This window comes from Pantoea endophytica, from assembly GCF_002858935.1.
Lineage (GTDB): Bacteria > Pseudomonadota > Gammaproteobacteria > Enterobacterales > Enterobacteriaceae > Pantoea > Pantoea leporis.
Genome location: NZ_PJRT01000002.1, coordinates 118999 through 139662 on the forward strand (window position 1 = coordinate 118999; position 20664 = coordinate 139662).

General features: G+C 53.9%; 20 protein-coding genes. 3 read left to right on the plus strand and 17 right to left on the minus strand.

All coding sequences use genetic code 11. The annotated features are described in order from the left end of the window. Positions 1-98: 98 nt before the first annotated feature. The 14 genes from ptsG to yceD form a co-directional block, all read right to left on the minus strand. On the minus strand, positions 99-1532 hold the full coding sequence (gene ptsG, locus PZBJ_RS01245) for a PTS glucose transporter subunit IIBC (RefSeq protein ID WP_101760828.1): 1434 nt from the start codon (positions 1530-1532) through the stop codon (positions 99-101). Positions 1533-1817: 285 nt separating this feature from the next. Beyond that, on the minus strand, positions 1818-2609 hold the full coding sequence (locus PZBJ_RS01250) for a metal-dependent hydrolase (RefSeq protein ID WP_101760829.1): 792 nt from the start codon (positions 2607-2609) through the stop codon (positions 1818-1820). A gap of 16 nt (positions 2610-2625) precedes the next feature. Then, positions 2626-3615: a DNA polymerase III subunit delta' gene (holB, locus tag PZBJ_RS01255; protein ID WP_101760830.1), complete on the minus strand. Its 990-nt coding sequence runs from the start codon at positions 3613-3615 to the stop codon at positions 2626-2628. Next, entirely contained in the window at positions 3612-4247 is a 636-nt protein-coding gene (gene tmk, locus PZBJ_RS01260) for a dTMP kinase (RefSeq protein ID WP_101760831.1), read from the minus strand. The genes holB and tmk overlap by 4 nt, the downstream gene beginning before the upstream one ends. Beyond that, complete coding sequence (gene mltG / locus PZBJ_RS01265) at positions 4237-5256, minus strand: endolytic transglycosylase MltG (RefSeq protein ID WP_101760832.1); 1020 nt, start codon at positions 5254-5256, stop codon at positions 4237-4239. Before mltG ends, tmk begins: the two co-directional genes overlap by 11 nt. Continuing rightward, positions 5253-6065, minus strand: coding sequence for an aminodeoxychorismate lyase (gene pabC / locus PZBJ_RS01270; protein WP_101760833.1), 813 nt, complete (start codon positions 6063-6065; stop codon positions 5253-5255). Before pabC ends, mltG begins: the two co-directional genes overlap by 4 nt. A gap of 76 nt (positions 6066-6141) precedes the next feature. Beyond that, positions 6142-7383: a beta-ketoacyl-ACP synthase II gene (gene fabF, locus PZBJ_RS01275; RefSeq protein WP_101760834.1), complete on the minus strand. Its 1242-nt coding sequence runs from the start codon at positions 7381-7383 to the stop codon at positions 6142-6144. Positions 7384-7469: 86 nt separating this feature from the next. Continuing rightward, positions 7470-7706, minus strand: a complete 237-nt coding sequence (acpP, locus tag PZBJ_RS01280; RefSeq protein ID WP_101760835.1) for an acyl carrier protein — start codon at positions 7704-7706, stop codon at positions 7470-7472. Positions 7707-7859: 153 nt separating this feature from the next. Next, positions 7860-8594 carry a 3-oxoacyl-ACP reductase FabG gene (fabG, locus tag PZBJ_RS01285; RefSeq protein ID WP_007885776.1) on the minus strand — a complete coding sequence of 245 codons (735 nt, stop codon included), beginning with the start codon at positions 8592-8594 and terminating at the stop codon, positions 7860-7862. Positions 8595-8604: 10 nt separating this feature from the next. Next, the gene (gene fabD / locus PZBJ_RS01290; RefSeq protein WP_101760836.1) at positions 8605-9537 is read right to left on the minus strand and encodes an ACP S-malonyltransferase; all 933 of its coding nucleotides are present in this window, start codon (positions 9535-9537) and stop codon (positions 8605-8607) included. Between the two features lie 16 nt (positions 9538-9553). Continuing rightward, a complete protein-coding gene (locus PZBJ_RS01295; protein ID WP_101760837.1) occupies positions 9554-10507 on the minus strand; it encodes a beta-ketoacyl-ACP synthase III in 954 nt (317 codons plus the stop codon). Beyond that, the gene (plsX, locus tag PZBJ_RS01300) at positions 10508-11548 is read right to left on the minus strand and encodes a phosphate acyltransferase PlsX (protein ID WP_101760838.1); all 1041 of its coding nucleotides are present in this window, start codon (positions 11546-11548) and stop codon (positions 10508-10510) included. It lies immediately after the preceding gene. 26 nt (positions 11549-11574) lie between these two features. Then, entirely contained in the window at positions 11575-11745 is a 171-nt protein-coding gene (rpmF, locus tag PZBJ_RS01305) for a 50S ribosomal protein L32 (RefSeq protein WP_007885783.1), read from the minus strand. A 14-nt stretch (positions 11746-11759) separates the two neighbouring features. After that, entirely contained in the window at positions 11760-12281 is a 522-nt protein-coding gene (gene yceD / locus PZBJ_RS01310) for a 23S rRNA accumulation protein YceD (RefSeq protein ID WP_007885785.1), read from the minus strand. A 140-nt stretch (positions 12282-12421) separates the two neighbouring features. Here yceD and PZBJ_RS01315 point away from each other — a divergent pair, with 140 nt between their 5' ends. After that, positions 12422-13006: a Maf family protein gene (locus PZBJ_RS01315; protein ID WP_101760839.1), complete on the plus strand. Its 585-nt coding sequence runs from the start codon at positions 12422-12424 to the stop codon at positions 13004-13006. Positions 13007-13017: 11 nt separating this feature from the next. On the opposite strand, the gene rluC is transcribed toward PZBJ_RS01315, so the two are convergent. Next, a complete protein-coding gene (gene rluC / locus PZBJ_RS01320) occupies positions 13018-13974 on the minus strand; it encodes a 23S rRNA pseudouridine(955/2504/2580) synthase RluC (RefSeq protein WP_101760840.1) in 957 nt (318 codons plus the stop codon). Between the two features lie 301 nt (positions 13975-14275). Between rluC and PZBJ_RS01325 the strand changes: the two genes are divergently transcribed. Both PZBJ_RS01325 and rne read left to right on the plus strand, forming a co-directional pair. Next, positions 14276-14482: a hypothetical protein gene (locus PZBJ_RS01325; RefSeq protein WP_101760841.1), complete on the plus strand. Its 207-nt coding sequence runs from the start codon at positions 14276-14278 to the stop codon at positions 14480-14482. A gap of 64 nt (positions 14483-14546) precedes the next feature. Continuing rightward, the gene (rne, locus tag PZBJ_RS01330; RefSeq protein WP_101760842.1) at positions 14547-17810 is read left to right on the plus strand and encodes a ribonuclease E; all 3264 of its coding nucleotides are present in this window, start codon (positions 14547-14549) and stop codon (positions 17808-17810) included. Between the two features lie 212 nt (positions 17811-18022). On the opposite strand, the gene flgL is transcribed toward rne, so the two are convergent. Both flgL and flgK read right to left on the minus strand, forming a co-directional pair. Continuing rightward, a complete protein-coding gene (gene flgL, locus PZBJ_RS01335; RefSeq protein ID WP_101760843.1) occupies positions 18023-18985 on the minus strand; it encodes a flagellar hook-associated protein FlgL in 963 nt (320 codons plus the stop codon). Between the two features lie 17 nt (positions 18986-19002). Then, the gene (gene flgK / locus PZBJ_RS01340) at positions 19003-20646 is read right to left on the minus strand and encodes a flagellar hook-associated protein FlgK (protein ID WP_101760844.1); all 1644 of its coding nucleotides are present in this window, start codon (positions 20644-20646) and stop codon (positions 19003-19005) included. Positions 20647-20664: the final 18 nt, after the last annotated feature.

Genomic DNA, 20664 nt, shown 5'->3' on the forward strand with positions numbered 1-20664 from the left:
CAAGCCATGGATGGCTTGGGCCGAGCCCCAGGGATGGTTTATGGCGTCTTTACGATCTGACGCCGCTTCATCGCACCGGCTCTGCCCGCCTTTTTCCGTTACATGCTGCGGATATAATCATCCATTTCGGTTTTCAGGTTATCGGACTTGGTGCCGAAAATCGCCTGAACGCCTGAACCTGCTACCACCACACCACGTGCGCCGAGGCTTTTCAGTTCAGCCTGATCAACCTTGCCGACATCCGCCACGCTGACACGCAGACGCGTGATACAGGCATCAAGGTTAGTGATGTTCTCTTTACCACCAAACGCGGTAACCAGTTTACCCGCCATTTCGCTGCCGGTTGCGCTGCTCTGCTCCATCGCGGTCTCCTCACGGCCAGGGGTTTTCAGATTCAGTTTCACAATCAGGAAACGGAATACGGTGTAGTAAATCAGGCCGTAGATGATACCCACAATCGGGAACAACCAGATTTTGCTGCTGTTACCGCTCAGCACGATAAAGTCGATCAAACCGTGTGAGAAGCTGGTGCCATCACGCATCCCCAGCAGAATACAGATTGGGAAGGCCAGACCTGCCAGAATCGCGTGGATCACATACAGAATCGGCGCCACGAACATGAAGGCAAACTCGATTGGCTCGGTGATACCGGTCAGGAACGAGGTCAGCGCGGCGGAGATCATAATACCGCCCACTTTGGCGCGGTTTTCTGGTTTAGCCGTATGCCAAATCGCAATCGCTGCCGCTGGCAAACCGTACATTTTGAACAGGAAGCCGCCAGACAGTTTACCTGCGGTTGGGTCGCCTGCCATGTAACGTGGGATATCACCGTGGAATACCTGACCTGCGGCATTGGTGAACTCACCAATTTGCATCTGGAAAGGGACGTTCCAGATATGGTGCAGACCAAACGGCACCAGCGAACGCTCAATCAGACCGTACAGTCCAAAGGCGACGACTGGGTTTTGATAGGCTGCCCACTGTGAGAATTCCTGAATCGCCGTACCGATTGGCGGCCAAATGAATGACAGCACCACACCGGTGAAAATCGCCGCCAGACCGGAGATGATCGGCACAAAGCGCTTGCCGGCAAAGAAGCCGAGATACTCAGGCAGTTTGATGCGATAGAAGCGGTTAAACATATACGCCGCGATGGAACCGGCGATGATTCCGCCGAGCACACCGGTATCTGCAAGATGCTTAGCCTCAATTTCTCCGGCAGGCATATGCAGCACCAGCGGTGCAACCACCGCCATGGTTTTCACCATGATGCCGTAGGCAACCACGGCCGCCAGCGCGGAAACGCCGTCGTTATTGGTAAAGCCAAGCGCCACACCGATCGCAAAGATCAGCGGCATATTGGCAAACACCGAACCACCCGCTTCGGCCATGACGTGGGAAACCACTTCCGGCAGCCAGCTGAAGTTTGCAGAACCAACACCTAACAAAATACCGGCAATCGGCAGAACCGATACCGGCAACATCAGCGATTTACCTACTTTCTGCAGGTTCGCAAATGCGTTCTTGAACATAGAAACTCCTGAGTATGAGTGCAATTTTTTGCGCAGTGCGCATGGCTTAGGGGGAGGATCCTTCGCCGGGGTGACGCTGAGCGTCTTTTGATTTATTACGAAGAGTAAAATAAATCGCTAATTGTTAAATTGACGGCCATCACATTTCGCTAAGGAGGCCCCTTTCCTTTCAGCCATTTCTTACTGACTTGCGCTAATAAACAGCAATAAATCACTGCCTGCGTCCCGTAAGACGCAGTGCAGTTGAATGATTTCTGATTAATTACAGCGTTTGAAATAAAGCGTTTAGCCGCCGAGACGACTCATCGGGATGTGGAACAGGCGGGAGAAATTTTCGGTAGTAGTAGCGGCGAGGGTTTCGATATCAACGCCTTTTAACACCGCCATGTAATCCGCCACATCACGCGTAAAGGCTGGCTGATTCTCTTTACCACGGTGCGGTACCGGCGCCAGATACGGCGAATCGGTTTCCACCAGCATACGATCAAGCGGCACGTAGCGCGCCGCATCGCGGATCTGTTCGGCGTTGCGGAAAGTCAGAATGCCGGAGAAAGAGATATAAAAACCGAGATCGAGCAATTTGGCGGCGGTCTCTTTATCTTCGGTAAAACAGTGCAGCACGCCGCCGCACTTCTCTACCTGCTCTTCGCGCAGAATCGCCAGCGTGTCTTCACGCGCATCACGCGTGTGCACGATGATCGGTTTATTTAACGCAATGCCGGTACGAATGTGCTCACGAAACGAAGCTTGTTGCTGCGCTTTGGTTTCCTGCTGATAGAAATAGTCCAGCCCGGTTTCACCCAGCGCGACCACGCGATCCTCTGCGGCCAGACGGCGGAACTCTTCGACGTCGTACGGCGCTTCCTGATTAAGCGGATGGACGCCACAAGCCAGCGCGACGTTTTCACGATCGCCTACCAGCTGTTTGATTTTGTAGTAATCCGGCAAGGTGGTGGCAATCGCCAGCATAAACTTCACATCGCGCGCCGCCGCTTTGGCGATGACATCATCCAGATCGCGATGGTGCTTTTCATAATCGAGGCCATCGAGATGGCAGTGGGAATCGACAATAAACATAGAGCTCTCTTTTCGCTTAGCCGACCGTTGCCGGAGCCAGTAAACGTCCCCAGGCGAGTAAACGATCGGTCAACATTAATTCTCGATTGAGTGCGGCGACATGTAACAGCTGTTCGCGACACTGCATCCATTGCTGCGCGCTGCTGTTGAGCGCACTGCTGTTCATTCTTTGCGCCAACTGTGTGACCACATCCGGATGATCACCGTTGCTTAGCCACTGACTTGCGTCCTGCTGCACTTTCATCGCATCCACCAGCAGTGAAATCAGCCAACTGAGACGTACGGCCACATCTTCGCTGTTCAGCGCGGGTAACAGCTGCAGCACATCGCCGTTGAGCGCTTTAATCAGCGTTTCACACAACGTTTCACGCGCCTGCCAGCGCTCGGGCTGCAACAGCGTCAAGGCGGCGGCGGGTGCGCCATTACTCAAACGCAAGGCAGCGCGCAGCTTCTCTTCCGGCTGCGGTTGCTGTTTCTGCAGCCATTGCAAACTATGCGCCTCTTCCGGCGGCGACAGATGCCACGTCATACAGCGACTGCGCAACGTAGGCAGCAGGCGTGAAGATTCGCGCACGCTGAGGAAAAACCAGCAATTGGCCGGTGGTTCTTCCAGCGTTTTCAATAATGCGTTGGCGGCGGCTTCCGTCAGCTGCGCGGCATCGGGCAACCAAACGATTTTTGCGCCGCCCTGCTGGGCAAAGTGATACAGCTTTTCAGTGACGTCGCGCACCGCATCAATACCGAGCGAAGATTTCCCCTTTTCGGCTTCCAGGCGATACCAATCGGGATGCGTGTGCGCCTGCATTAACTGGCAGCCGTGGCAATGGCCGCAACTTTTCAATCCTTCCGGCTGTAAACACATCAACCAACGGCTCACGCCCCAAATCAGCGCATCGTCACCCATGCCTGCAATGGCTTGTACCAGCAAGGCGTGATGCGCCTGGCCGCTTTGATGACGGGCGATAATTTGTCGATAAGGCTGATTCAACCACGGATACCAATTCATGCGGATTGGCCTGCCAGCCAGCTACGCAAGGTGCGTTGAAGTGACAATGTCACGTTTGCAATGTTTTGCGTCGCATCAATGGTGAGTATCGAGGGATCCTGAGCAGCTAAGGTCAGATAGCGTTCACGCGTGCGCTCGAAGAAGCGCAATGATTCCTGCTCAATGCGATCCAGCTCACCGCGTGCGCGGGCGCGTTGCAGTCCAATTTCTGGCGTGACGTCGAGATAGAGCGTGAGATCGGGACGGAAATCGCCTAGCACCGCATCACGCAGCGTGGTCATCAGTTGCGCATCCAGTCCGCGTCCGCCGCCCTGATAGGCTTGGGAAGAGAGATCGTGGCGATCGCCCACCACCCAGGCACCGCGTGCCAGCGCCGGTTTGATGACGTTCTCTACCAGCTGCACGCGTGCCGCGTACAGCATCAGCAGCTCGGCTTTATCGGTCACCTGCTCGCCGTCTATGCCCTGCTTGACCAATATACGCAATTGTTCCGCCAGCGGCGTACCGCCGGGCTCGCGCGTGAAGACGACATCATTAATGCCGTGCTCATGCAGCACGGCAACCAGCGCATCGCGTGCGGTGGTTTTGCCTGCACCTTCCAGACCTTCAATGACGATAAACTTACTTTTCATTTTTTTCCTTCATTGCCAGCCGGTAAACCTGCACCGCTTTGTTGTGGCTGGCCAGATTGGTGGTAAAGGTGTGTCCACCTTTGCCATCCGCGACAAAATAGAGGTAATTGGTTTTTTCCGGATGCGCAGCCGCTTCCAGTGAAGCACGGCCCGGCATCGCGATCGGCCCCGGCGGTAAACCGCTAATGGTGTAAGTGTTATAGTCGGTCGGCGTTTCCAGATTTTTACGCGTTAGCGTGCCGGTGTAGCTGTCGCCCATGCCGTAAATCACCGTGGGATCGGTCTGCAGCTTCATTCCAGTCCGCAGTCGATTGATGAACACCGACGCCACGCGCGCGCGCTCTTCGCTCACGCCGGTCTCTTTCTCAATGATCGACGCCATGGTGACCATGTCCTGCGCTTTCTTATAAGGCAGATTTTCCATGCGTCCCTGCCAAATCTCATCAACCAATTTGTTCATGCGCGCGTGGGCACGCTCCAGCAGCGCCACATCGCTGGTATTGGCGGTATAGAGATAGGTATCCGGATAGAAACTGCCTTCCAGCTGGCTAACATCAAGCTTAAGCGCGGCGGCAACGGTGGCAAATTGATCGTCGCTCAGCGTGTGTTTCAGGTATGGCGCTTTGCGTAGCTCGGCTAACCACTCGGTAAGACGCGAACCTTCAATAAAACGCACCGGGAACTGCGCTTCTTTACCGCTGGCCAACAGTTGCAGTAGCTGGCGCACCGTCATGCCGGTTTCCAGGCGATAGGTACCGGCTTTGAAACGTGCCAGTTCCGGTTCCAGTTTCAGCAGCGGCCCAAACCAGATACTTTGCGGAATGATCTTCTGACTTTCCAGTTGCGCTTCCAGTACCACGCGACCGCTGCCAGCGGGCAAGGTGTAAATGGTTTCTTGCTGCAGTGTTAAGGGCGTATCAGCTAAACGTTCAATCTGCCAATAGCCAAAAGCGGCGGTGAGTCCTGCGACAATTACAACGCCTGCGAGAATTTTTTTCATTCGAGTCATGATACTTCCATCGTCGGGCAACTGGCGCGCAGTTGCTGATACAGCGAGCGTGCGGTAAATGAAACGTCGTCAATTTGTCGCACGGGTAAAACGGGCATCAGGGCGTTACATATCACCACTTCATCGGCGTTCAATACGTCGTCCCTGCTGCCATCAATCAGCTGACAAGTCTGGCCATTTGCGGCCATCTGCGCCATCAGATAACGACGCATAATGCCATCCACGCCAGCCTGCTCAAGCTGCGGCGTAAAAACATTATTGCCCTTACGCCAGAACAAATTGGCCGCACAGCATTCCACCACCGTCCCGCCAGTGTCAAGCACCAGCGCCTCGTCACCGCCCGTCTGGTCAAGATGCTGGCGAATCAGCACTTGCTCAAGGCGATTTAGGTGTTTTACGCCGGCCAGCAACGGATTGCGCGCCAGACGTATTGGGCTGGTGTGGAGCACAGCGCCCTGCTGTTGCAGCGTGGCGTAATGCTGCGGCCACGGCGAGAGCGAAAGAATGCGCGTAGGTGAGTGGCAGCCTGCGCGGCTGTAACCGCGTCCGCCTGCGCCCGGCGTCACGATCACCTTCAGCACCGACTGTTTTTGTCCCGCAGCGGCATTATGCATTTCTGTAGCGAGCTGAACTAAATCCGGCGCATCCATCATTAGCCTTGCACAGCCCTCTTTGAGCCGCTGCAGATGCGCATCCAGCATCACAACATGGCCGTTAATCACCGCGGCGGTGGTAAAGCAGCCATCACCAAATTGCACTGCGCGATCGCGTGCTGAAAGCTCGGTTTGCGGTATGCCGTTTATCCACATGCTGGCCGCCTTGATTAGCCCGGTAGAAAATATAAAAAAGGCCCGCATTGCGGGCCTCTGTATGGCTGAGGAGCGATTAAACCTTGCGGAAGATCAGCGAGCCGTTAGTGCCGCCAAATCCGAAGGAGTTACACAAGGTGTACTCCAGTCCGCTGACCTGGCGCGCCGTATGCGGCACGAAGTCCAGATCGCAACCTTCGTCAGGATTGTCGAGGTTGATGGTCGGTGGAATCGCCTGGTCGCGCAGCGCCAGAATCGAATAAATCGCTTCTACTGCACCCGCCGCACCCAACAGGTGGCCAGTCATCGACTTGGTAGAGCTGACCATCACACTGTGAGCTGCCGCACCAAACACCGATTTCACCGCCTGCGCTTCCGCTTTGTCACCGGCTGGCGTCGAGGTGCCATGCGCGTTGACATAACCGATCTGCTCAGCGTTCAGCTGTGCGTCACGTAGCGCGTTAACCATCGCCGCGGCTGCACCTGAACCGTCTTCCGGAGGTGACGTCATGTGGTAAGCATCGCTGCTCATGCCGAAACCAATGATCTCAGCATAAATCTTCGCACCACGTTTCTTAGCGTGTTCGTACTCTTCAAGTACGACAATGCCAGCACCGTCACCCAACACGAAACCGTCACGATCTTTATCCCACGGACGGCTTGCCGCCTGAGGATTGTCATTACGCGTGGAGAGCGCACGAGCAGCACCAAAACCACCGACACCAAGTGGCGTACTGGCTTTCTCCGCACCACCGGCCAACATCACATCAGCATCGTTATACGCAATGATACGCGCTGCATGACCAATGTTGTGCACACCAGACGTACAGGCAGTTGCGATAGAGATGCTTGGACCTTTCAGGCCGTACATGATGGTGAGATGACCAGCAACCATGTTGACGATGGTTGAAGGCACGAAGAATGGGCTGATTTTGCGCGGTCCACCGTTGACCAGCGAGCTGTGGTTATCTTCGATTAAACCCAGTCCGCCAATACCAGAACCGATTGCCGCACCAATGCGACCAGCATTCTCATCGGTTACGACCAGACCGGAGTCTGCCATAGCCTGAATACCAGCAACGATGCCGTATTGGATGAAGTCATCCATCTTGCGCTGATCTTTGCGCGAGATGAAATCATCGCAATTAAAATCTCTTACTAAGCCCGCAAAACGCGTTGCGTAGGCACTAGTATCAAAATGGTCGATCAGGCTAATGCCGCTCTGACCGGCAAGGAGAGCACTCCAGGTAGACTCTACGGTATTGCCGACAGGAGACAACATGCCAAGACCAGTCACAACTACACGACGCTTAGACACGCACGTCCTCCAGGGAGGGAAAAAATAACGCTATGTGGGGCAAACATAAAACTCAGGCGGTCGAGGTGACCGCCTGAAGATATTCATTAACCTTGATGGCTAGTGATGTAGTCGATCGCTGCCTGAACGGTAGTGATTTTCTCAGCTTCTTCGTCTGGAATTTCAGTATCAAACTCTTCTTCCAGAGCCATTACCAGCTCAACGGTGTCAAGAGAATCTGCACCAAGGTCTTCAACGAAAGAAGCAGTGTTAATCACTTCGTCTTCTTTAACACCCAGCTGCTCAGCTACGATTTTCTTAACGCGTTGTTCGATATCGCTCATACTATTTAATTTCCTATCAAAACTCGCTTTCGCGATGGTTTTCGTAGTGTATAAAATGTTGAAAAAGATGCAACAAAATCCCGGCTGGTCGAACCACGATTTTGCGTTATTCTGCGGTGTTTACCGTAGATAAAGCAAATGTTTTCGTGATTATCAGACCATGTACATGCCGCCATTGACATGAAGCGTTTCACCCGTGATATAGGCTGCTTCGTCAGAGGCTAAGAATGCAACAGCATTGGCAATCTCCTGCGGGTCACCTAAACGACCTGCGGGAACTTCTGCCAAAATACCCGAACGTTGATCTTCGTTCAGTGCACGCGTCATGTCCGTCTCGATAAAGCCCGGAGCCACGACGTTTACAGTAATGCCACGTGACGCAATTTCTCGCGCCAGTGATTTGCTAAAGCCAATCAAACCTGCTTTTGCAGCCGCATAGTTTGCCTGACCCGCGTTACCCATGGTCCCAACTACAGAACCGATGGTAATGATACGGCCCACGCGTTTTTTCATCATGGCACGCATAACCGCCTTAGAAAGACGGAAGACAGATGTCAGGTTGGTATCAAGGATATCCGCCCACTCATCGTCTTTCATGCGCATCAACAGATTGTCACGCGTAATGCCTGCATTATTGACTAAAATGTCCACTTCGCCAAATTCGGCGCGAACTTGTTCGAGGACGCTCTCAATTGAGGCGGCATCAGTAACGTTCAGCAGTAGGCCTTTGCCCTTGTCGCCGAGGTAAGCACTGATTGCTTCCGCACCGCTTGCACTGGTGGCGGTTCCCACCACTTTGGCACCGCGCGCAGCCAGCGTTTCCGCAATGGCGCGACCAATTCCACGGCTTGCACCGGTAACCAGCGCTACTTTACCTTCAAAGCTCATGTTTTTCCTCTTATTCCTGGGTAAGTGCAGCGCTCAGTGAAACAGAATCGTTCACCGCAGCGGCACTCAGGCTATCCACAATACGTTTGGTCAGACCGGTCAGAACTTTACCTGGACCGACTTCCAGCAGCTGCTCAACGCCCTGCGCAGCAATAAATTCGACCGATTCGGTCCAGCGCACGGGGCTATACAGCTGACGGACCAGCGCACTTCGAATCGCAGCACCTTCAGTTTCACACTTCACGTCGACGTTATTCACCACCGGCACCGAAGGCGCACTAAAGGTGATCGCTTCGAGCGCTACTGCCAGCTTATCGGCAGCAGGTTTCATCAACGCACAGTGCGATGGCACGCTGACTGGCAGCGGCAATGCACGTTTGGCACCGGCAGCTTTACAGGCTGTACCCGCACGTTCAACCGCTTCTTTGTTGCCCGCGATAACCACCTGGCCCGGCGAGTTGAAGTTAACCGGTGAAACCACCTGGCCTTGAGCGCTCTCTTCACAGGCTTTACGGATGGATGCATCATCCAGGCCGATAATCGCCTGCATAGCGCCAGTACCTTCCGGTACCGCTTCCTGCATCAGTTTGCCGCGCAGCTCAACCAATTTAATGGCGTCAGCGAAATTCAGCACACCGGCACAAACCAGCGCCGAGTATTCACCAAGGCTGTGACCGGCCATCATGCTTGGCTGCACCGCATTTTTGCTCTGCAATACGCGATAGATGGCAACAGAAGCCGCCAGCAGCGCAGGCTGTGTCTGCCAGGTTTTATTCAATTCTTCAGCTGGTCCCTGCTGGACCAGCTGCCATAAGTCATAACCCAGTGCGTCAGAAGCTTCACGGAAAGTGGCTTCAACCTGCGGGTTTTCAGCGGCCAGCTCGGCTAACATGCCGACGGTCTGCGATCCCTGTCCTGGGAAAACATAAGCAAATTGCGTCATCTTTCGTTCCTGTCAATCAAAAGCGAACCAGCGCAGAACCCCAGGTGAAACCGCCACCAAAGGCTTCCAGCAGAATCAGTTGTCCCGGCTTGATACGGCCATCGCGCACCGCTTCGTCAAGTGCACTTGGCACTGACGCGGCCGAGGTATTACCGTGACGATCCAGCGTGACCACAACTTTCTCCATGCCCATACCGAGCTTTTTGGCGGTTGCGCTAATAATGCGCAGATTCGCCTGATGCGGCACCAGCCAGTCGAGCATTTCACGATCAAGATTGTTGGCTTGCAGAGTTTCATCCACAATGTGCGCCAGTTCAGTCACGGCCACTTTGAAGACTTCATTCCCCGCCATCGTCAGATAAGCAGGCTCATCCTGATGGGCACGATCCTGATACGGCAGCGTCAGCAGTTTGCTGTAACGGCCGTCGGCGTGCAGATGGGTAGAAAGGATGCCTGGCTCTTCGCTTTGACTCAGCACCACCGCGCCCGCGCCATCACCAAACAGAATGATGGTGCCGCGATCGTTAGGATCGAGCGTACGTGCAAGCACGTCTGCACCGATCACCAGCGCATGTTTTACCGCACCATTTTTAATGTATTGATCGGCAACGCTCAGTGCATAGGTGAAGCCCGCACAAGCAGCGGCCAAATCGAAGGCAGCGCAATCGTTAATCTCCAGCATTTGCTGGATCATGCATGCTGAACTTGGGAAGGCATGGCTGGAAGAGGTGGTCGCCACAATGATCAGGCCAATGTCGCTCGCATTCACACCCGCCATTTCCAACGCGCGCTGTGCTGCGGTGAAGCCCATAGTAGCAACGGTTTCTTCCGGAGCGGCAATACGACGCTCACGGATGCCGGTACGGGTGACAATCCACTCGTCCGTCGTCTCGACCATTTTTTCCAGATCCGCATTGGAGCGAATCTGCTCAGGCAAATAGCTGCCCGTACCGATAATTTTGGTAAACATCTACGCTTTGTCACTCCTGGCTAATACAGTGTCAAGGCGCGCCGCAATCCTTTCAGGGACTTGCTTTCGCACCGTCTGCTCTGCCTGCTCTATCGCCACGGCAAATGCACGTTGATTCGCCGCACCGTGGCTTTTGATCACTGTCCCGCGCAATCCTAACAGACAAGCGCCATTGTACTGGTCGGGGTTGAGATGGCCGAAACGCTTCGCCAGACGCTTTTGAATCCAGCGTCCCAGCAATGTTAGCCACCAGGCCCGTTTTTTTCCTTCCTCTGACGATTTAATCAGAGTGAGGAACATTCTTACCACGCCTTCCATGGTCTTCAACGTGACATTACCAACGAAGCCATCACAAACCAGCACATCCGTCTTGCCGGTGAGGAGATCGTTCCCCTCAAGATATCCAATATAGTTGATTTGCGGTGACGCTCGCAGCACCGCAGATGCGGCGCGGATTGTTTCCAATCCTTTGGTCTCTTCCTGACCAATATTCAGCAGCGCAACACGCGGCTGGGCGATCTCCAACACTTCTTCGGCCATCACTGCGCCCATGATCGCAAACTGCACCAGCATGGCGCTGTCGGATTCAACGTTAGCGCCGAGATCCAGCACCACCGTTTTGCCATGCTGCTGATGCGGCAACACCGTCATCAACGCCGGACGCTCAATGCCATCCAGCGGTTTTAATAGCATTTTCGCCAGGCCCATCAGTGCGCCGGTATTTCCCGCACTGACACAGGCTTGTGCTTTCCCCTCTTTGACCAACTCTAACGCCACACGCATGGAGCTGCCGCGGCTGTTACGAATCGCCTGAGAAGGTTTGGCATCACTTGCAATAACCGATTCGGCAGGAATAACCTGCACACGCCTCTGTAACGAGGAATCCGCTTTGGCAAGAAATGACGAGATGATGTCGGGATCGCCGACCAGAAGAAGAACCAGCTCCGAATGAGAGGCCAGTGCCTGCAAGGCTGCAGGCACTGTCACGCAAGGACCGAAGTCCCCGCCCATGGCATCAACTGCCAGGGTCAAACGTGTCAAGGTATCGCCTTGTGTAATCGCGAGGATTACTTGGTGATAACCTTGCGACCGCGGTAGTAACCATCCGCAGTGATATGGTGACGCAGATGAGTTTCGCCAGAAACTTTATCTACTGACAGAGCAGCAGTGGTCAGCGCATCGTGTGAACGACGCATACCACGCTTAGAACGGGTTGGTTTATTCTGTTGTACGGCCATGGACCTTACTCCTATTACTTACGCTTTAAACTGGCTAATACGGCAAAGGGATTTGGTTTTTCTGCCTCTGGAGGCAATTGACCAAATACCATGTCCGCGTCGGACACTTCACAGTGTTCAGAATCATGCACCGGAACCACGGGCAGCGCGAGGATGAGCTCATCTTCGATCACTGCCAGCAAGTCGATCTCACCAAAATCATTGACATCAACTGGCTCGTAGGCTTCCGGTAGTGCCTCGGCCTGTTCATCAGAAGAGACAGGACTGAAGCAATAGCTTACGTGAACATGACGTGGAAACGACTGGTTGCAGCGTTGACATGACAGAGTCACCTGCACTTCGGCTGTTCCTTGCAGAACGGCGAGGCGCTGGTTATCAACCGCAAACGACATATCGCATTCAACTTCACTGTCCACACTCACGACCGTTTCGGCCAAGCGCGCCACCAATTCAGGTGCATAAACACCATGATAATCAAGGCGTTTTTGCGCGGCGCGGACCGGATCGAGCGTCAGGGGTAATTTTACCTTTTGCATAGGGCGCGCATATTAACTTTGTAACGTCATAGAGTCAAAGAAAAAGGCCGGTTTACGGCATCTTTCACCCGTTAGTCGCATCCAGTGCGGCGCATAGTTTAAAATGACTGTCATCTTTACGCTATCTATTCTGAAAAAAAATGACGACACCTTTGGTTTTAGCTTCTACCTCCCCTTTTCGTCAGGCGCTGCTAAGCAAACTGGGCCTGCCTTTTATTACCGCCGCTCCCGATTGCGACGAATCCCCGCTGCCGCATGAATCAGCCTCCGAGCTGGTGCAGCGGCTGGCATTAGCCAAAGCGCAGGCGCTGGCTGCACGTTACCCGGACCGCTGGATTATCGGTTCCGATCAGGTTTGTGTATTGAATGGCGAGATAACCGGTAAACCGCATACCGTGGAGAAGGCCTGCCAGCAACTCGCGGCCGCCAGCGGCAACGCCATCACCTTTTATACTGGCTTGGCGCTTCTGCAACCGCAGAGCGACACACAATCGGTTATTTGCGAACCCTTTACCGTGCATTTCCGCGAGTTGAGTGCCGAAGAGATTCGCGGCTACGTCGAAAAGGAACAACCGCTACAATGCGCCGGCAGCTTCAAAAGCGAAGGATTGGGGATTTGTTTATTTGACAAGCTAGAGGGTCGCGATCCTAATACCTTGATTGGCTTACCGCTGATCGCGCTAAATGAGATGTTAAGAGCGGTGGGCATCAACGCATTGTGTTGATGCCCCTTCAATCAGTCTTTCTTCTGACGCAACTGTGCAAGACAGTGTTTCAGTGCGCCATCCAGTGGCGCTTCCATGCGCAGCACTTCTCCGGTATTGGGATGGGTAAAGGTCAACGCAGCCGCATGCAGGAAAAGACGCGACAAGCCCGTCGAACCCAGCTGTGCATCAAAGTCGCGGTCGCCGTAACGATCGTCAAAAGCGATCGGATGGCCACCGTGCAGCGTATGCACACGAATCTGATGGGTACGGCCCGTCACCGGGCTGGCTTTCACTAAGGTCGCGAAACCAAAACGCTCTTCTACTTTAAAGCGCGTCTCGGAAGGTTTGCCCTCCGCACTCACGCGCACCACGCGTTCGCCGCTCTGCAAAATGTTCTTTAACAGCGGAGCCTGCACCACTTTCAGATGCGACGGCCAGTCACCGCGCACCAGCGCCAGGTAATCCTTCTGCATGCCCTTTTCGCGCAGTTGCTCATGCAGCGAGCGCAAAGCAGAACGCTTCTTCGCCACCAGCAGAATGCCAGAAGTATCACGATCCAGACGATGGACTAATTCAAGGAAACGCGCTTCCGGACGCAGCGCACGCAGCCCTTCAATCACGCCAAAACTTAATCCGCTGCCACCGTGCACCGCAGTGCCCGACGGTTTATTCAGCACCATCAGGTAATCATCTTCATACAGAATGGCATTGGTGAGCGCCGCCACTTTATCCAGTTTCGGTGAAACCGTGTTCTCTTCGCGTTCGGCAACCCGCACCGGCGGAATACGCAGCTCGTCGCCATCCTCCAGCTTATATTCCGGTTTCACGCGCTTTTTATTTACCCGTACTTCGCCTTTACGCAAAATGCGGTAAATCATGCTTTTCGGCACGCCCTTGAGCTGGGTGCGCAAAAAGTTATCAATTCGTTGTCCGGCATTTTCAGCCGTGATGGCGACATACTGTACGCCGGGATTCTCAGTTTTCATGGCGGCGATTCTAATTAGTGTACCTGGATAGCGCCACCCCTTTTTCTGTGCTTAACTCTCTCTTTGTCGCGTATTGAAACGGTGAAAATGGCGACATTTTCAGCGATGCGATGATTAGCCCTGCAAATGAACAGGTTATGGATGAATAAACTTCTCAGCTTGGCAAAAGTCGCCTTGCTTAATGTGAGTTAGCAATGGAATAATGCAGGGGTTTCTGCCCTGGAAAGATTCAGGCAGGAAAAAGAGCGAAATAAGTCATTTTGCCGGATTTAACGGACACGCAGCAATGGCGTAAGACGTAATGTTAAATCAGGCACTTAGCGGGCTGCGGGTTGCGGCCTGGACGACAGACCAGGATGTGTGGATTTTTGAATACTCTGTAACATTTCCACCTTCAGGCGCTGGATTTCCTTATGAAAAACAGGCCACCGACAAGATTTGCGCCCCTTTAGCCGCCGACAACCGTGAGGTTGACGTCAGTGCATTAAGACACGGGGCCATCGGTTGATTCTCGTCCAGGGTAACGATGCCCGCAGCTAGATCACTCATGTGAGAATAACGAGTAAGTCACGATGAAAAGAATGTTAATTAACGCAACTCAGCAGGAGGAGTTGCGCGTTGCCCTGGTTGATGGACAACGTCTGTACGATCTGGATATTGAAAGTCCTGGACACGAACAGAAAAAAGCCAACATATACAAAGGTAAAATCACCCGCGTTGAACCCAGCCTTGAAGCTGCATTTGTCGATTATGGTGCAGAACGTCACGGTTTCCTCCCTCTGAAAGAAATTTCCCGCGAATACTTCCCCGCCAATTACAACGCACATGGTCGTCCGAATATCAAAGATGTGCTGCGTGAAGGTCAGGAAGTTATCGTTCAAATTGATAAAGAGGAACGCGGTAATAAAGGTGCAGCACTCACCACCTTTATTTCCCTGGCCGGTAGCTATCTGGTATTGATGCCGAACAACCCACGTGCCGGTGGTATTTCACGCCGCATTGAGGGCGACGACCGTACCGAATTAAAAGAAGCACTTTCCGCACTGGAACTTCCAGACGGCATGGGATTGATCGTCCGCACTGCGGGCGTGGGTAAATCTGCCGAATCACTGCAGTGGGATCTCAGCTTCCGTATGAAGCACTGGGAAGCCATTAAGAAAGCCGCAGATAGCCGCCCAGCGCCTTTCCTGATCCATCAGGAAAGCAACGTTATCGTGCGCGCCTTCCGCGACTATCTGCGTCAGGATATCGGTGAAATCCTTATCGATAATCCAAAAGTACTGGAACTGGCCCGTCAGCACATTGCTGCACTGGGTCGTCCGGACTTCAGCAGCAAAATCAAACTCTACACCGGTGAAATCCCGCTGTTCAGCCACTACCAAATCGAATCGCAGATTGAATCCGCCTTTCAGCGTGAAGTGCGTCTGCCATCAGGCGGATCGATTGTTATCGATAGCACCGAAGCCCTGACGGCGATTGATATCAACTCCGCACGCGCTACTCGCGGCGGTGATATCGAAGAAACCGCGTACAACACCAACCTGGAAGCGGCCGATGAGATTGCACGCCAATTGCGTCTGCGCGATCTCGGCGGCCTGATTGTTATCGACTTCATCGACATGACGCCAGTACGCCACCAGCGCGCGGTGGAAAACCGCCTGCGTGAAGCAGTACGTCAGGATCGTGCGCGTATTCAGATCAGCCACATTTCACGCTTCGGCTTGCTGGAGATGTCGCGTCAGCGTCTGAGCCCGTCACTGGGTGAATCCAGCCATCACGTCTGCCCACGCTGCAGCGGAACCGGCACCATCCGTGATAACGAATCGCTGTCGCTGTCTATTCTGCGTCTGATTGAAGAAGAAGCGCTGAAAGACAACACTAAAGAAGTGCATGCCATTGTGCCGGTTCAGGTCGCCTCTTACCTGCTGAACGAAAAGCGTGATGCCGTTAGCGCCATCGAAAAACGCCAGGGCGGTGTGCGTGCCATCATCGTGCCAAACGATCAGATGGAAACGCCACACTACTCGGTACTGCGTGTTCGTACTGGCGAAGAGACGCAAACGCTGAGCTATCACTTACCGAAACTGCACGAAGCGGAAATGGCGCTGCCTTCTGAAGAAGAGCACGCTGAGCGTCGTCGTCCGGAGCAGCCAGCACTGGCCGCTTTCGCGATGCCTGATGCGCCGCCTGCGCCGGTTGAAGTGGTGAAAGAAACTCAGCCAGCGGCAGAAGTGAAAACCAAACCAGCAGTTGCTGCGCCTGCAGTAACCAACACTGGTTTCGTGGCTCGCCTGCTGAGTGGCTTGAAGAAACTGTTTGCCGGTGATGCGCCTGCTGCGGCGCCTGCTGAAACTAAGCAGGAAGCCCCAGCCGTTGTTGCCGCTGAATCTGAAACCACCCAGCAGCGTGGCGAACGTCGTAACAATAACAACCGTCGCAACAATCGTCGTGAACGTACGCCGCGTAATGGCGAGAACGGTCAGGTGCGCGAAGGTCGTGAACCGCGCGAGCCGCGCGAAGCACGTGAGCCACGTGAAGCCCGCGAACCGCGTGATAATCAGGACAACCGTCGTAACAAGCGTCAGAACGAGCCGCGTGAAGCGCGTCCAGTGCTGAGCGATGAAGCGCTTGAGCAACGTGATGAGCAGCAGCAACAGCGCCGCGAACAGCGTGCCGATCGCCAGCGTCGTCGTCAGGAAGAAAAACGTGCTCAGCAGCAGGATCAGAAAGCCGCTGAACCGGTTGTTCAGGCGCCTGCGGTTGACGAAAACGTTGAGCACGAAGAAGAACGCGTTCAGGTCATGCCGCGTCGTAAGCAGCGTCAGCTGTCACAGCGCGTGCGTGTTGGCGAAACGCCTGACATCACTGTCGAAGCGCCGGTGGTTCATGATGCTGCCGTTGAAACTGCGCCGCGTGCTCAGTACAAAGAGCATCCTGAAGCCAGCAATGACGAGCAAGATGATAGCGATAACCGTGATAGCGCCAATATGCCGCGCCGTTCACGTCGTTCACCGCGTCATCTGCGCGTAAGCGGTCAGCGTCGTCGTCGCTATCGTGACGAGCGTTACCCAACGCAGTCTGCAATGCCGCTGGAATCTGCTGCTGCTTCACCAGAAATGGCGTCAGGCAAAGTGTGGATCTCTTACCCGGTTGCGCAAGCGCAGGAAGAGTACAGCACGCAAGATGCGATGCATGAAGTGTCGGATTACGGTTACCAGCAAACACCGGATGCCGAGACTCAACCCGCTGACGCTGTTGAACCGGCCGTTGAGCAGGTTGCCGCTGAAGAATCCGTACATCAGGTTGAACCGCAGGCGCACACCGATGTGCCCGTGGTGAATACGGATGACGTCACGCCGATTGCCGCGCCCGTTAACGAAGAGCCATCAGTGATCTCTGCTGCTGACGAACAGGTTGCACAGGAAACCGCGGCTGAAGCGGAACCGGCTGCCGTGGCTGAAGAAGCGAAGCCTGAAGTAAGCGAAGTGGCTGCAGTTGCTGAACAGGCGCCGGTGGATGTATCGCCAGCCGTTGAAGCTCAGGTTGAAGACGTGCTGGCTGCGCCAGTCGCGGCTGAAGCCGAAGTCACGCCAGTCACTGAACCTCATGCGCCGGTTGCAGCACGTGATACCGCAGTAACCACGGTTGAGACGCGCTTCAAGCATCACGCGACTGCACCGATGACTAAAGCACCAGCACCGGCGTGGGAACCAGAACCGGTTCGCAACAGCGACTGGGTCCGTCCAGCCTTTGGCTTTGAGGGCCGCGGCTCAGCCGGTGGTCACAGCGCGACGCATCAGGCAACCGCACCGGCAACCCGTCCGGAAAGCGCGTAACCTCTGGCAAGTCAGTCAACATCAAACCCCGGCCAGTCCGGGGTTTTTTATTGCCTGCAGGCGGCATCTATGGCGACCGATTTACGCTAACGGACAACCATGACGCCATTTATGGCGACCTGAATAACGGGCAAAAAAAATCCCACACCCCCAAAGGGAGGTGGGAGAAGCTAAGCGCACCCGGTTAAAGTACGCTCAAAGGTTTAGGCTAATTAAGAATTGAGTTGGAACAGCGACATCTGCGACATATCGGTAAAGGTCTTATACGAAGCTTGCAGTGCCGTCTGTTGCATGGTGTAGCTGGAAATAGCCGCGGTGTAATCGACATCAACCAGGTCGCTCATTTGCGAACTAAGAATCAAATCTCGATCATCGCCTTGACCATCCAGCGTATCCAACTCGGCCATTTGAGTTCCAATTGCAGAACGCACCGTAAGCACATTATTTAATGAGTTACTTAATCCACGGTTCGTTTTATTCATCGCGTCGGTAAAAGACTGTGTAGTAGCAGCATCAGCATTCTCTTGCGGTATTTTCAGCGCGGCAATCGCACCATCAAGCATTGCAAAAAGACTTTTTTCACTCGGCGTTCCATCCGGTTCAGGTTTAGCATTGCTGGTGATGGCCATAAACACCGAGCTTCCCGTATCGCTCACAGACATAGTGCGGCTTTCATCAACTTTCTGAGTAATAGCTTCCGTCCCACCGACATACGTAACGCCACCAGCAGTATCAGAGAACGGCGCAACATCGGTTTTGTAACCAGCAAAAATGTAACGCCCGGAGCCGTCTTTACTGTTAGCCTGGTTCAGGATCTCATCACGAATTCCCTGCAACTGAGTGGCATACGACGCACGATCATCATCGCTGAGTGTGCCGGTGGATGCGGCAACAATAATTTCCTGCGCTTTGGTAATACTTGACGTCACGCTGGACAGTGAATTCTCCTCCAGCGACAAACTTTGATTTGCGAAGCTACGCGCCGTCGCATATTGGCTGCTTTTAGCCTGCGATTGTGACAACACGATGGAACGCGATGCTGCAATCGGATCGTCAGACGGGTTGCTAACACGACGTCCAGTAGAAAGCTGTGTTCCAACTTTTAACCAAGAAGATTGCGCATCGCTAATGCCGCGCACCTGCTGGTCGAAGATCATACTCGTGCTAAGTCTCATGGTTATGATTTCTCCAATTAGCCACGAATGCCCATCAAGGCATTAAAAATAGTATTTGCTGTTTGCAGAACCTGCGCATTCGCCATATAAAACTGCTGGTACCTGGTAAGGTTGGCATACTCTTCATCAAGGTTCACGCCGGACACTGACTGCTGACGGTCACTAAGCTGAGTAACCACATTCTTCTGCGTGGTACTGGCGGTTTCAAGGGTGCTAGTTTTATTACCTACTGTACTGACCAGGCTGGCGTAAGCTTGCGAGATCGTCGCATTACCGTTCACTAACTTTTCATCTTGCAAAGCCAGCAGTTTTTGCGCGTTTGTATTATCACTTTCACCGCTGGTTGCGCTGGATGCCGCAGCAATTTGCGACTCATCGGTGATCGCGACCGACATGCCCGCAATGACGTTCTGGACCGGTTTGACCAGGAAACTGTCTTTCGCGTTAGGCGCGGGTGAGGTGCTCACCGTCAGTTTCAGGCCATCAAAGTTGAGGGTGCCGTCGGTCGCATCTGGCGTAACGCTAAACTTCACGTTGTCGGACATGCGGGTCACCGACCAGTTGCTGCCATCATAACTTACGGTGTAGTTAGAGGCTTTCATCGCGCTGGTGTCTGACCATGCCGCCGTAACGGTAGCCGCTGAGGTATTTTTGCTGTTACCCACTACGGTTGGCGAACCGATATTAAAGAAGTTGCCCCCCTGGTCGCCGTTGCTGTCATAACCTTCGCTGTGCACGGTATTGAAGCTGGTGGTGAACGCTGCCGCTAACTGGCCGAGCTGATTTTGCGCGGTATCCAGATCCTGGGTGCGGAACGCCAGCAAACCGCCGAGTGAACCGGTGGTTAGCGTCTTCTCAGGGATCTCAACGTTACCTGCCTGCTTATCGACATAACCGACAGTGGTACGTGTTGAATCGCTGCTGGACGGCATCGCCACTAAGCTGGTGGAGTTTTTACCATTCACCAACGTCACACTGCCCATCGAGACAATATAGCTGCCGTCCTGCTGGGATACGTTCACGCCCACCACATTGTTCAGGCTATTCACCAGCTGATCGCGCTGATCCAGCAAATTGTTCGGCGCCGCGCCACCGCCGGTGGTCAGCTTGGCGATCTGGCTGTTCAGGTCGGCAATCTGGCTGGTGAAGGTGTTGATCTGATCGACGTTCGAGGCAATATCCGTGTTAACGCTATTTTGCATATTGTTGAGATATTGCGCGGTGGTCTGGAATTGGTTCACCAGGCCTTGGGCGTAGCTCAGCATTGACTGACGCGCCGAGGGATCGTTGGCGTTACTCACCACGTTCTGCACGTTGGTGAAGAAGCTTTGGATTGAGGTCGACAAGCTGGTGGTCGACGTCGACAGCAGATCGTCAATGTTGGAAATTTGGTTGTATTGCGTGTTCACTGCGCTGTAATTGGCGCTGGAGCCACGCAATTGCGCAGTAATGAACTCATCGTATTCACGCTGTACGCCGGAGAGCGTTACACCGTTGCCGTAATAGCTGTTGCCCTGCAAGGTGCTGTTCGACTGCGACAAAATCGCCGTCTGACGCGAATAGCCCGCTACCGTGTAATTACTGATGTTGTTACTGGTGGTGCTTAATGCAGCCTGTGCGGCGCTCAGCCCACTCATCGCTGAGTTAATTATGCTGGACATCTCGGTTCCTTAATTTCC

Excerpts from the sequence above, each read along its gene's own strand:
- ptsG (WP_101760828.1), bottom strand. The coding sequence starts at position 1,532 with ATGTTCAAGAACGCATTTGCGAACCTGCAGAAAGTAGGTAAATCGCTG.
- rluC (WP_101760840.1), bottom strand. The coding sequence starts at position 13,974 with ATGAAAACTGAGAATCCCGGCGTACAGTATGTCGCCATCACGGCTGAA.
- tmk (WP_101760831.1), bottom strand. The coding sequence starts at position 4,247 with ATGAAAAGTAAGTTTATCGTCATTGAAGGTCTGGAAGGTGCAGGCAAA.
- PZBJ_RS01250 (WP_101760829.1), bottom strand. The coding sequence starts at position 2,609 with ATGTTTATTGTCGATTCCCACTGCCATCTCGATGGCCTCGATTATGAA.
- rne (WP_101760842.1), top strand. The coding sequence starts at position 14,547 with ATGAAAAGAATGTTAATTAACGCAACTCAGCAGGAGGAGTTGCGCGTT.
- acpP (WP_101760835.1), bottom strand. The coding sequence starts at position 7,706 with ATGAGCGATATCGAACAACGCGTTAAGAAAATCGTAGCTGAGCAGCTG.
- mltG (WP_101760832.1), bottom strand. The coding sequence starts at position 5,256 with ATGACTCGAATGAAAAAAATTCTCGCAGGCGTTGTAATTGTCGCAGGA.
- rpmF (WP_007885783.1), bottom strand. The coding sequence starts at position 11,745 with ATGGCCGTACAACAGAATAAACCAACCCGTTCTAAGCGTGGTATGCGT.
- yceD (WP_007885785.1), bottom strand. The coding sequence starts at position 12,281 with ATGCAAAAGGTAAAATTACCCCTGACGCTCGATCCGGTCCGCGCCGCG.
- fabG (WP_007885776.1), bottom strand. The coding sequence starts at position 8,594 with ATGAGCTTTGAAGGTAAAGTAGCGCTGGTTACCGGTGCAAGCCGTGGA.
- flgK (WP_101760844.1), bottom strand. The coding sequence starts at position 20,646 with ATGTCCAGCATAATTAACTCAGCGATGAGTGGGCTGAGCGCCGCACAG.
- pabC (WP_101760833.1), bottom strand. The coding sequence starts at position 6,065 with ATGTGGATAAACGGCATACCGCAAACCGAGCTTTCAGCACGCGATCGC.
- flgL (WP_101760843.1), bottom strand. The coding sequence starts at position 18,985 with ATGAGACTTAGCACGAGTATGATCTTCGACCAGCAGGTGCGCGGCATT.
- holB (WP_101760830.1), bottom strand. The coding sequence starts at position 3,615 with ATGAATTGGTATCCGTGGTTGAATCAGCCTTATCGACAAATTATCGCC.
- fabD (WP_101760836.1), bottom strand. The coding sequence starts at position 9,537 with ATGACGCAATTTGCTTATGTTTTCCCAGGACAGGGATCGCAGACCGTC.
- PZBJ_RS01325 (WP_101760841.1), top strand. The coding sequence starts at position 14,276 with ATGTTAAATCAGGCACTTAGCGGGCTGCGGGTTGCGGCCTGGACGACA.
- PZBJ_RS01295 (WP_101760837.1), bottom strand. The coding sequence starts at position 10,507 with ATGTTTACCAAAATTATCGGTACGGGCAGCTATTTGCCTGAGCAGATT.
- PZBJ_RS01315 (WP_101760839.1), top strand. The coding sequence starts at position 12,422 with ATGACGACACCTTTGGTTTTAGCTTCTACCTCCCCTTTTCGTCAGGCG.